The following is a 12,787-nucleotide window of genomic DNA, read 5'->3' on the forward strand; positions in this document are numbered from 1 at the left end:
AATAGTATAGAAAAAGGAGGAGTTTAAGATGGATTTTTATCTTAAAGAAAATGGCATGAGAGCAGAATTACCGTATGGAGAAATTGATATTTCTGGGAATGAAGATTATGGCTATCGTCCTTTCCAATTAATGGTTGCCTCCATAGCTGGTTGTAGTGCATCTGTCTTTCGCAAAATTCTAGAGAAGCAACGTACGGAGATCGCGGATCTACAGGTTCATGCAGAAGTTGAGAGGAACTCGGAAGAAGCCAATCGTATAGAGAAAATAACCCTGAAATACACGGTGAAAGGACGACGTCTTGATCCTGAAAAGTTATATAAAAATATGGAAATAGCTCGTAAAAATTGTTCCATGATAAGGTCAGTCGAAGGGAGTATTATGATAGAGGAGCACATCGATACGGTTGAATTAAGCTAACAATAGAAGATACGAGGTATAAAATTTTTATGTCCGAAAAAACTAGAGGAAAAAGAAGGGACATAAAAATATGAAAAAATGCAATGTTGGTTTTCTATTATTAACTGTACTCGCGTTAACGCTTCTCTTTCCTGTAAGTGGATATAGTAAAGAAAAGAAGGAAGACTTTGAAACACCAAGTCATGTCTTAACCATTTCAAAAGAAAATACATTTCCTAATGCCACAGAGGATCAGGAAGTTATTGAGCCTAGCGAGCTAACACAGGAATTAATGGATGGGTTAAAAATAAAAATTGAGAATCCTGATCTAATTAAAATGCTGAACGAATCTACTATTAACCCATCACCCATTGCTCTAGGATATCGTGGGATGGTCTTTATCGGGAGATGGCCATTAAATTATGAGTCTCTAGAGACAACCATTAACTGGGAATACCAGCAGATAAACAAAAATGAACTCAACAATTTAGGTGGAGAAACAGAGCAGAAGATGAACTATGTACAGCAAGAAGAGAAGGAAGTAAAAGGTGCGTTAACAAATAAAATTGCGAACCCTGATGATATTAAGAGCATGATGTTAATTAAGTCGAAAGAAAAAACAAAACTTCCATTGGCTTACCATACTGTTATCGGTAAAAACACGAAGAAAGATAATTCCTATGCAGTTCCAACTGATAAGCATGCAACTCTAGACTCCTATGCCCCTGCTGTCAATGAGAAGGGACAGGTTACCTTTGGAGAGGTATATATTCAATTAAAAGGCTCTAAAAAGTCCCTCGTGGTAAAAAATGTAACAAAGCAAGGGATAGGCGCATGGATTCCGATCCAAGATCATGTTTCCTTCTCCTATAATGTGAAATAAACGGCTTGTTAGTACGTTTGCTCCAGCCCCGTGCATTATTTGCGGGGTTTTTAGTACTGATAAAGAGACGCACAGGAACTCAAAGTGACGCGGCAAGGACCCGAAGAGGCGCAGCGATCGTTGGGAATGGCGCATCGGGTCCATGAGTGCCGTACCAACATCCAAAGTGCCGCACCACCCCCCCAAAGAAGCGCCGGAAAAACGAACGCGCCATCAATACCAATCCGAGATCACGTTTTATTATCTGGCCCTTCCAGTTAAGGGATGTAGCCCACTCATAAATAGAACCCCAAAATCCATTAAAACGTCTTGACAAATAACACTTCATTGCTTTATCATAATAAAGTATTAAAGCGAATGAATGATTTGGTAATAGAGAAAGGGGAAGAAAAACATGGAATGGGTTGTTATTGTATCTGTTCTCGTAATGACTATCTTAAGTTTATTACGTGTTAATGTCATAATAGCTATTATTGCTGCCTCACTTACTGCAGGATTGATGGCAGGTTTATCTACTGTAGACTCAACTGAATTGCTAGTTAATGGAATGGGCGGAGGAGCCAATACTGCATTAAGCTACATCTTACTTGGAGCATTTGCTGTTGCAATTAGCTATACAGGTATTACTACCATATTAGTTAATTTTCTTATACGTGTGTTAACTGGTAAGAAGACAATGATGCTACTGGTTATTGCAGGTGTCGCGTCCTTATCACAGAATTTAGTCCCGGTGCATATTGCATTTATACCAATTTTAATTCCACCGTTACTGAAATTATTTGATAACATGCGGATGGATCGTCGTGCAGTAGCTACAGCTCTTACTTTCGGATTAAAGGCACCCTATATTATGATCCCGGCAGGCTTTGGATTAATTTTTCACGAAACGATTGTGACGGGTATGACAGAAAATGGCGCGAATATCACAGTTAGTGAGTCAGCGCTATCCATGCTAATACCTGGCTCGGGAATGATAGTTGGACTGCTTATTGCTATTTTCGTTTCTTATCGCAAGGATCGAGATATGCCAGAAGGAGCAGGCGGTATAGAAGCATCAGCCATTATTGAGCAGAAAGCAGTGTCATTTAATCGTAAGCATGTCATGACTTTAATTGCTATAGCAGCAGCTTTAGCAGTACAGCTTATTACCGAAAGCCTTGTAATAGGTGCACTAACTGGCTTAGTACTTATGTTTCTTTTATTGGCAGTACCTTTTAAAAACGGAGATAGAGTCATGTCAGAAGGGATTGCCATGATGGGTACAATCGCAATTGTGATGCTTGTTGCGTCAGGTTATGGGAACATCCTTACTGAAACAGGAGCAGTGCAAGCTTTAGTTGAATCCTCGTCAGGGTTTTTAGATAGTAGTAACCAAGCACTCATTGCTTTTATCTTGCTCTTAGTGGGGTTACTTGTAACCTTAGGTATCGGGTCCTCCTTTGGAACGATTCCAATCCTGGCAGCTCTATATGTGCCTATTTGTATGGCAGCTGGTTTTTCACCAATGGCTACTGCAGCACTAATTGGAACAGCAGGTGCACTAGGTGATGCAGGTTCTCCTGCTTCTGACAGCACGCTCGGCCCAACCTCTGGGTTGAATGCTGACGGAAAGCATAATCACATTTGGGACACCGTTGTTCCTACATTCTTACATTATAATATTCCTTTATTCTTGTTTGGATGGGTAGCAGCAATTATTTTATAAGAGCGGGACTTTTTAAGAAATTGCACATTGTAAGGGTTTCTCTCACGCATAATTAAATAGAAAGGGGAGAAAGTAAGGTAAAAACAGGTGGGTTGTTATGAAGAAGTTGATAATGTTATCCATGGTTGTTTTCCTTAGCTTTCCTCTTTTCCAAATGTCTACTGTACAGGCTGCAGGGTATGGCTGGGGGTATAAAAAGAACTCCAACCATGAGCTTCCGTATATAGGTAAGTACGAAAGTATGCTTGAGGAATACGGAGCCTATTATGCAGATAAAACCGGACAAAAAAATATCTACCTAACCTTTGATAATGGGTACGAAGAAGGCTACACAGATGACATACTGGAGGTACTGAAGAATAAAGATATCCCTGCTACATTCTTTGTGACGGGGCACTATGTAGAGAGTGAACCAGATCTGGTAAAACGGATGGTGGATGAGGGCCATATTATTGGGAATCATTCTTACCATCATCCAGATTTTTCAATCATCACCAAAGATGCGATTAAAGAAGAATTAGAAGAGCTAGAAAAAGCAGTTGCCGAAGTTTCCGATCAAGATGAACTAAAATACTTACGCCCACCTAGAGGGATTTTTAATGAACAAACATTAAAATGGTCTTATGAACTGGGGTATATACACGTGTTCTGGTCTTTAGCCTTTATTGATTGGGAAACAAATAAACAAAAGGGCTGGGAGTATGCGTTTAATCAGATTATGGACCAAGTACATCCAGGAGCAATAGTATTGCTTCATACCGTATCCTCTGATAATGCTCAGGCCTTAGAAAAGCTTATAACAGAGCTAAAAAAGGAAGGGTACTCCTTCAAGAGTTTAGATGATCTCGTTTTAAAAGATAAGCTCCCAGATCCCGTTTACGGGTATGAGTGAACTAGAAAAGACTGAGGGGTAGTCCTTCAGTCTTTTTCCTTAGCTAAAAAAATAGGTGTTTCTTCCATCTTCTTTTGCCTTATATAATGCAATATCTACCTGTTTTAATATTTCCTTCGCTGTAATTCCTTTATTTGAAGCTATGGCAATACCAATACTTGTTGTTATCCTGATTTGTTTGCTATTTACATGAACAGGGATTTGCATCTTTTCATAGATAAGATTAGCAAGATTGATGGCAGGTTGTTTAACGTCTGCTGGCAATTCAAGCAAAATGATAAACTCATCCCCTCCATATCTTGCCACAGTGCCCGTAGTACTAACACAGTGGGAAAGCTTTGTCGCAAAGTCTTTAATCACCGTATCCCCTGCATCATGCCCCAACTTGTCGTTGATATCCTTAAAGTGGTCAATATCGAGCATTAGAAGTGCAAAATGCCTTTGCCTGTGTATAAGATTTTCCAGTGCATATTCTAGTCGCGCATCAAAGTGCCTTCTATTTGGCAAATCGGTAAGTGGGTCATGTAACGCGATATATTTAAGCTTTTCTTCATACTGTTTTTGTAGGGTGACGTCTTTAAAGATAGCAAAAACACCGGTCGTTACGCCTTCCATTATAATAGGAGTGAACTTCACGATAATTTTCATTTCCTCACCAGACTTAGCATAGACAGTTAATTGTGATTCCTTCGCTTTTCGCTTTAATGCTGCCTCAAACCCTTTAATTGCCGTAGGTATTTCACGAGGAATTACATATTTGTAAAAGTTCTCTCCAATCAAATCTTCTTCTGTATAGCCTGTTATGGTTTCTACAGCAAGGTTCTTAGAAATGATACGACCATTTGTATCAATGGAAAGCACTGCATCAAGGTTGTATTCAAACAGCGATTGGTACCGTTGTTGGTTTTGGAAGAGCAGATTGCTTGATGTTTGTACCTCTTCTTGGGCCTTTTTTTGAATCGTAACATCCTTTACAACGGCTGCAAGGTGCGTACAAAGACCAGATTCATCATGCAGGGGCGTCACACGTGTTTCGGAATAAAAACGTTCCCCATTAGGAGCAAGGAAAGAGTCTTCATACGTAATAGACGTACCTATATCAATCGCTCTTTGATACTCTTGGTTAAGGTATACGGCCATCTCTTTCGGAAGTACGGCCTCAAGGGTTTTTCCTATAGTTCGTTCTCCAAGACCGGTATGGGTACTTGCTGAATGATTCATAAACTCATATTGAAAAACAGGGCCAGGCAATACGTTCATCACAAACACCATGTCCCGAATGCCTTCCATCAGTACTCGGTCATAAGAAATAGAAGGATAGTGATTCATGGGCATCGTATCTCCATATTCATGCATTTAACAAACGGTAAGCCTATTCTGTTTTTCATATCTAATTTATTATAATTCATAGTCTTTGAGTACCTCATTTTTATAGCCTCATTTCAAATACTGTCTTCATATTGATTAAACTTGGCTGTTACCCAAATAGGCACAAGGGTTTCCTGTGAAAAAGTCGGTATCAGGTAACTCCTCGTTTTCATCTTTTAACCTAGTTAGTTCCGCCATAAGCACGTGCAGTTTATCTTCTTCTCCTGTACGAAACTGTATCCCGTAAATAACATAAGATTGCTTTGTCTCTTGTTGCCATACAGGGGAGCCGGTCAGGCAATAGGCTTCACCCATAATAGAAAAAGAAAATTCAAATGCTATATCGGATGGTACAGGCAAGATAACGGATGTGATAATTCGGATCCCTTTTGAACTGATATCCTTTATTAATATCTTTGCTGAGCCTAGTTCAATCTCTTGTTTATCATATTCCGAGATAATTAATTTTCCTTTGAGCCAGTGGTTGAACTGGTACCTTGCACTTTCCCTTCTGTCCTTTAGCGGCATGTCTTGTTTTTGGCTTTCCTTTGGGATGAGGTAGCCATCCTGTAACAATTCTTCAAAGTCTGGTAAAGGGACAGGCTTGGAAAAGTAGTAGCCCTGGATAAGATCACAATTTCTTTCTTTCAAAAATTCATATTGTGCTTTTTCTTCCACACCCTCTGCCACTATTTGCATACCAATTTCCTTAGCTAAGTGCATGACAGCAGAAACGATAGCGGCATCCTTTTTGTTTGCAGAAGTAATATTTTGGATGAAAATCTGATCGATTTTAATAATATCTGCTTCAAATTCATGTAGGTAATTTAAAGAGGCATAGCCTGTACCAAAATCATCTATGGCTATTTTTATGCCGAGTTTACGAAGCTCCTCTAGCGTCTTGAGTACACCTATCTCGTTCTTTAATAAGGAGCTCTCTGTTATTTCTATCTCGAGCATGGAAGCAGGAATTCTATATAGAGCTAGCTGTCCTTCAACCAACTCAACAAGACCTCGCTTTAATAAACGAATGGGCGAAAGGTTAATCGATATTGGGATGACAGGATACCCTGCTTCTCTCCAACGCCATAGCTGGGCACATGTTTTTCGAATTACCCAATCACTAATGTGGTGAATGAGATGGTTTTCTTCAGCCAGCGGGATAAATTCATTCGGAGGGACCATCCCCCAGTCACGGTGATTCCATCTTATAAGCGCTTCTGCACCTTTTATTTTTCCAGTAGCAGCTTCTACTTGAGGCTGGTAGTACAATTCGAATTCTTCATTTACAATTGCTCTTCGCATATCTTTTTCCAATAAGAACTTTTTGTAAGAAGAAATATCCCTTGAGAAAGAATAGAATTGATAGTTGTTACTACCTTGTTGCTTGGCATGATAAAGGGCGGAATAAGCATTTTCCAATAACCTTAACTTACTTGTACCATCTTCAGGATAAAAGCTGATCCCCACACTTGTGGTTATATGTAGTTCATAATCCTTTACCATTAAAGCTTTTCCAATCGATTGTATGGTCTGCTGTGCAAGATCAAATACTTCTTCTTTTCCATTATAATGGTGAACAATCATAACAAAATCATTGTTGTTTAATCTTGCAAGATAGCCAGTTGATGGTACGATCTCTCTGAGGCGTTCAGCTAGCTGGTGTATAACCATATCTCCAACTTGATAACCAAGCGAGTGGTTAATTACATTGAATCTGTCAAGGTCTAGATGGAGAATGGCAAATGGTTGATCTTCGATAATAAGCTTGTCCACTGTTTCATGTAAGCTTTGTTGATTGGGGAGATCGGTTATCTCATCATGTGTGGAGATATAACGCAGGTGATCTTGCATCTGCTTCTCCTCCGTAATGTCCACTAAAACACCGAATAAATGCGTGATTCTTCCGTCTTCATTAACCCATGGGATTGTTTGGTCATAAACCCATTTGATAGAATGGTCTCCGCAAATGATCTTATATTTATGTTTAATAGGGTTCCCTTTCATAAGCTGGTCCTGTTTTTTATATACCTTATCCTGAAAGTCAGGATGAATGATATTTTCCCAAACAGCGGGGTCCTCATATATTTTTTCTAGTGGGATCTGAAGTAAGTCAACAAGCTGCTCAGAGGCAAGGGTGACTTTGTTTGTATTAAATTCTTTCATCCATATACCGCCGTCAAGGTTATTAAACATATGGACCATACTATTCAGTGTATTACGAAGCTCTACCTCCAGATTTTTCTCTTCCGTGTAATCCATCACCACACCAATTAATTTCCATGGAGCATTATTCTGCCACAAAACCTCTGCTTGCACCCTTAAGTAACGGAGCTTGTCTTCATCTCTTTCATGATAGATTCTATAATCCACTTTATAGGATTTTCCTTCTGTTAATGCAAGCTTATATATGGAACTGATTTTATCACGATCATCAGGATGGATATAACGCAATAATAGTTTGTTCATTGTCACGTCTTCCGATTTCGGCAGCCCAAAAATTTCATAAAAGGACGGGGAACAGAAAAGATCATCGTCAGGTATTAGATATTCCCAGCTTCCTACAGAAGCCACTTTTTGCGCAGCGATAAGGTGTGTTTTGTGTTTCTTCAATTCTTCGGCTAGTTCCTTGATCTCACTTGTATCCTCAATAATAATATAAACACCATTTATCTTATCAGACCCCCAAATGGGCACAAAGGTGAGACAAGCATGAATAATTTCTCTTTTAGAATATTCCTCAATTGCTATTTCGTGTCTTTCTGAAACACCATGTAGTGCTTTTTGAAAGGCATCAACAAGCGTGCTTTTATAGGACTTTGGAATCAAGTCCATAAGATTCACTTCATCCATTGAAGGAATGCCAAGAAACTTCCCAATACTATCTTTGTTTTTTGATAGAATTTCCCCTTGTGGTGAAAAGGCAATAATTAAATCAGGATGATGCATAGCAAGGGAAGCGTAATAATTAAGTAATTCCTGTTTTATGTTCGCATTTTCTTTGTTGGACGATTCTGTGTTGGGTGGAACGGAAAACAATTTCCCCAAAGAACCTTCTTTATCAAAAGATGTCATATGCTAACCCCATTTTCGGAAGTTTATAATAAGAATTTAACAATTAAGAACAGTATAATATACCCAAAAATAAATTGAAATAGCTAACAATATGGAAATTAGTAGTGCAAATCTTAAAGCGTTTAAATTTTTATAAAATTTTGATATGATAGATAAAATTAGGTGAGGAGGGGATTTGATGGAAAAACAGGATTTAATTGCTCCACAGTCATATAACATCGTGATGGAAGTGGAACGCTTTGCAAAAGAGACAGGCAGGAAGGCTCTGATTTGGGAAAATGAAAATGGTGACCGAAAAGAACTCACCTATAATAAGTTAATAGAAAATGCAAATAAAATTGGTAACGCTTTCCTGGAAAATGGTCTAAAAAAAGGTGACAAGCTACTTGTCATGATCCCCAAGGTAATAGACGCGTATGAAGTGTACCTTGCAGCATTAAAGACTGGTATCATAATCATTCCTTGTTCAGAAATGTTGAAGGTTAATGACTTACAGTACAGGGTCACACATGCCGAGGTAAGTGGAATAGTAAGCTACCATCCATTCGTCGAACAATACGAGGGGATCGAGCAATTATCATCACTAAAACGTTTTGTAGTAGGGGAGCAAGCTGACAATTGGATGTATTTAGATGAATTAAAAAAGGAAGCATCTGCTACGCTTGAGATTGCCAAAACTTCACGTGATGATATTGCGTTTTTACCATATACTTCTGGGACAACAGGGAATCCCAAAGGGGTTGTCCACACGCATGGTTGGGGTTTTGCTCATTTAAAAACTGCTTCTGAAAACTGGCTTTGCATTAAAGAGGGTGACAAAGTATGGGCTACGGCTGGACCAGGTTGGCAGAAGTGGACCTGGAGTCCTTTTCTATCGGTGTTGGGATCAGGAGCTACAGGCTTTGTTTATCACGGTAAATTTAATGCGAAGAAATATCTGCAACTCCTGGAGGATAATGAGATTAACGTTCTGTGCTGTACACCAACAGAGTACCGGATGATGGCAAAACTCAATAATCTTGATACGTATCAACTACCAGCTTTGCATAGTGCAGTTTCCGCTGGTGAACCGTTAAATGTAGAGGTTATCGATACATTTAAGAAGCATTTTAATATCATAGTAAGAGATGGCTACGGACAAACAGAAAATACATTATTACTTGGAGTAATGAAAGGGATGGAAGTAAAACCAGGGTCTATGGGTAAGCCAACACCAGGGAATGATGTAGAAATCATAGATGAGTCGGGTGCTCCACTAGGTGTGAACAAGGTAGGCGATATTGCAGTGAAACTGGATTGCCCTGCATTATTCCGTGAATATTATAAAGATAGTGAACGCACAAAAATGACACAGCGCGGAGAATATTATGTAACAGGAGATCAAGCTTCCAAGGATGAAGATGGCTATTTTTGGTTTGAGGGTAGAAGTGATGATATTATTATAAGTTCCGGTTATACGATCGGGCCTTTTGAAGTAGAGGATGCTCTCGTGAAGCACTATGCTGTACAAGAATGTGCAGTGGTCGCAAGTCCGCATGAGGACCGTGGAAGTATTGTAAAAGCCTTTGTCGTCTTGAGAGAGGACGTTCAGCCAGATGAAGCATTAATAAAAGAGCTTCAAGACCATGTAAAAGAAACGACAGCCCCTTATAAATATCCAAGGGAAATAGAGTTTATTAAAGAGCTGCCAAAAACTACGTCTGGTAAGATTAGACGAATTGAACTGCGTAATAAAGAAAAGGAAAAGGTGTAAAAACCGGCTAATATAGTTGTAATTTGCAGGACGGGTTCTAGTTTTTAGATCCGTCCTATTTTTGTTGTATATATTTGAGGCGGGGTGCAAATTAACTAGTTGAGTGGTTTAATTTACAAGAGGTGCGGTTAAGCGATAACCTGGAGAGGTTCAATTAACCGGCTGACCGGTCCAATCGACCAATAGGCAGCTCCAATCGGCCACACGGCAGTTCCAATCAACTGCATGAGCGTCTCAATTAACCATACAAAGCCTCCAAATCGTTCCCATGCGCCTCCCCCTAAAAATTTTAAACAAAAGACTTGAAAGTCAAAATAGGTCAGAGTATAATATGAATCAAAGGTCAAATATAGTCAAAGTCAAATTTGATTAACATTTGATTTAAATAGTCAAGGAGGAATGGAAAATGCTTTGTCAAAACTGTGGTGAAAACCAAGCAAATATAAATGTCGCAATGAAAATGAATAATGAAATGTCTGAATTGCACCTTTGTAACGATTGCTTTCAAGAAATCCAAGGACAAATGATGAATTCTAATGATTTCTTCTCTAATTCACCTTTTGGAAATGCAGAGCAAGCATTTTCTCAGAATTTTTCTCAAGGTAATAGTAAAGCAGGTACAAAAACAAAAGAGAAAAAGAATAATCGTGGCAATGGCTTAATTGACCAATTGGCGAAAAACGTGACCCACGCTGCAAGAGCAGGTCTAATCGACCCTGTTATTGGACGAGATAATGAAGTAAAACGTGTCATTGAGACTTTAAATAGAAGAAATAAAAACAACCCAGTATTAATCGGGGAACCAGGTGTCGGGAAAACTGCCATTGCTGAAGGGCTGGCATTGAAAATTAGTGAAGGAAATGTTCCAGCTAAGCTAATGAATAAAGAGATTTATATGCTAGATGTTGCATCTCTTGTAGCTAACACTGGAATACGTGGTCAGTTTGAAGAGCGAATGAAAAAACTTATTCAAGAAGTTCAAGAGCGCCAGGATGTTATTCTATTTGTTGATGAAATCCACCAAATTGTAGGTGCAGGAACAGCTGAAAGCTCGCAAATGGATGCAGGAAATATCCTTAAGCCTGCACTAGCAAGAGGAGAACTTCAACTAATTGGTGCAACAACCTTAAAAGAATACCGTCAAATTGAAAAGGATGCTGCATTGGAACGTCGCTTACAACCGATTATTGTGAAAGAGCCATCTGCTGAAGAGGCAGTCCAAATTCTTCACGGGATCAAGGATCGCTATGAGGCATATCATGAGGTCCGTTATTCTGATGAAGCCATTCAGGCGTTTGTAACGTTATCAAACCGTTATATCCAAGATCGTTTTCTACCAGATAAAGCGATTGACCTAATGGATGAAGTCGGGTCAAGGCTAAACCTTGCGAATGCGGAGAAAGACTCTAATTCGATTAATCAGCGCTTGGAAGAAATAATTAAAGAAAAAGAAGAAGCTGCTGAGAGAGAAGACTATGAAAAAGCAGCGAACTTACGCTATCAAGAAATTCAACTACAGAAGCAATTAGAAAAAGCAAAAGATGAAGAACAGGTAATAGATGTAGATTTATCTGATATTCAACTGATTGTAGAAGAAAAGACAGGTATTCCTGTTACAAAGCTTGCAGCAGATGAACAAATGAAATTGAAAAACATGGGAGAAAATCTCCGAGCTAAAGTTATTGGACAGGACGAGGCCGTCAACAAAGTAGCGAAAGCAATTCGCCGCAGTCGTGCTGGCCTGAAATCCAAATATCGTCCAATCGGCTCCTTCCTTTTTGTTGGACCGACTGGTGTCGGGAAAACCGAATTAACAAAATCACTAGCTGAGGAACTGTTTGGATCTAAAGAATCGCTTATTCGCCTTGATATGAGTGAATATATGGAAAAACACGCAGTCTCCAAAATTATCGGTTCACCTCCTGGTTATGTTGGTCATGAGGAAGCTGGTCAGCTAACAGAGCGTATTAGAAGAAATCCTTATTCCATTCTTCTTCTTGATGAGATTGAAAAGGCTCATCCAGATGTGCAGAACATGTTCCTGCAAATTATGGAGGACGGGCATCTAACAGACTCTCAAGGCCGAACAGTCAGCTTTAAGGAAACCGTCATTATTATGACAAGTAATGCTGGTACAGGAGTAAAAGAAGTAAACGTCGGATTTAATAGTGCACAGCATGATGCAGTTTCTACTTTAGAAAACCTTGGTGCATATTTTAAACCAGAGTTTCTTAACCGTTTTGACTCCATCATCCAGTTCAATGAATTGGAAGAAGCGCATCTGTTAACTATTGTCGACTTAATGATCAATGATCTGCAAAAAAATATGGAAGAAAATCATATAACTATTTCGATTTCTGATGAAGCTAAACGTCAACTTGCTAACCTGGGTTATGATCGTCGCTTTGGTGCACGACCGTTACGTCGGGTTATCCAAGATAAGATTGAAGATCAACTAACAGATTTAATCTTAGAAGAGGTTACTATTGAACACGTTGAAGTAACTGTTAAAGAAGAGGATATCGTTGTAGAAAAAGCTTAAAGAATTAGGCGCTGGACAAAAAATGTTCAGCGTCTTTTTTATTAGATACTAACTCGTAGTCCAACCTTTCCCCCTCTTCCCCACTGATTGTTAGTTGAACGAATCGGGGTGCTAGCGTCCGTTTACTCCCACTTAAATATTACTGTTTCTCTTCATGTTTTGAAGTGGAAGT

The 12,787-nt window shown here is 39.2% G+C and carries 8 protein-coding genes; 6 read left to right on the forward strand and 2 right to left on the reverse strand.

Annotated elements, in window-relative coordinates:
* Nucleotides 1-28: 28 nt before the first annotated feature.
* From AC6CHS_RS16850 to pdaA, 4 genes are all read left to right on the forward strand, one after another.
* On the forward strand, nucleotides 29-418 hold the full coding sequence (locus AC6CHS_RS16850; protein WP_498237898.1) for an OsmC family protein: 390 nt from the start codon (nucleotides 29-31) through the stop codon (nucleotides 416-418).
* A gap of 70 nt (nucleotides 419-488) precedes the next feature.
* Nucleotides 489-1,280, forward strand: a complete 792-nt coding sequence (locus AC6CHS_RS16855; protein ID WP_498237900.1) for a YfkD family protein — start codon at nucleotides 489-491, stop codon at nucleotides 1,278-1,280.
* A 394-nt stretch (nucleotides 1,281-1,674) separates the two neighbouring features.
* Nucleotides 1,675-2,985: a Na+/H+ antiporter family protein gene (locus tag AC6CHS_RS16860; RefSeq protein WP_498237901.1), complete on the forward strand. Its 1,311-nt coding sequence runs from the start codon at nucleotides 1,675-1,677 to the stop codon at nucleotides 2,983-2,985.
* Nucleotides 2,986-3,082: 97 nt separating this feature from the next.
* Nucleotides 3,083-3,877, forward strand: coding sequence for a delta-lactam-biosynthetic de-N-acetylase (pdaA, locus tag AC6CHS_RS16865; protein ID WP_498237902.1), 795 nt, complete (start codon nucleotides 3,083-3,085; stop codon nucleotides 3,875-3,877).
* A 39-nt stretch (nucleotides 3,878-3,916) separates the two neighbouring features.
* Here pdaA and AC6CHS_RS16870 read toward each other — a convergent pair whose 3' ends face one another.
* Together AC6CHS_RS16870 and AC6CHS_RS16875 are read right to left on the reverse strand one after the other, a co-directional pair.
* Nucleotides 3,917-5,233, reverse strand: a complete 1,317-nt coding sequence (locus AC6CHS_RS16870; protein WP_498237903.1) for a PAS domain-containing protein — start codon at nucleotides 5,231-5,233, stop codon at nucleotides 3,917-3,919.
* A gap of 108 nt (nucleotides 5,234-5,341) precedes the next feature.
* Nucleotides 5,342-8,320, reverse strand: coding sequence for an EAL domain-containing protein (locus tag AC6CHS_RS16875; RefSeq protein ID WP_498237904.1), 2,979 nt, complete (start codon nucleotides 8,318-8,320; stop codon nucleotides 5,342-5,344).
* 178 nt (nucleotides 8,321-8,498) lie between these two features.
* Here AC6CHS_RS16875 and mbcS point away from each other — a divergent pair, with 178 nt between their 5' ends.
* Together mbcS and AC6CHS_RS16885 are read left to right on the forward strand one after the other, a co-directional pair.
* Nucleotides 8,499-10,073: an acyl-CoA synthetase MbcS gene (gene mbcS / locus AC6CHS_RS16880; protein WP_498237905.1), complete on the forward strand. Its 1,575-nt coding sequence runs from the start codon at nucleotides 8,499-8,501 to the stop codon at nucleotides 10,071-10,073.
* A gap of 406 nt (nucleotides 10,074-10,479) precedes the next feature.
* Nucleotides 10,480-12,615 carry an ATP-dependent Clp protease ATP-binding subunit gene (locus tag AC6CHS_RS16885; RefSeq protein ID WP_498237906.1) on the forward strand — a complete coding sequence of 712 codons (2,136 nt, stop codon included), beginning with the start codon at nucleotides 10,480-10,482 and terminating at the stop codon, nucleotides 12,613-12,615.
* Nucleotides 12,616-12,787 lie beyond the last annotated feature (172 nt).

The organism is Oceanobacillus sp. GQ8 (assembly GCF_059758495.1).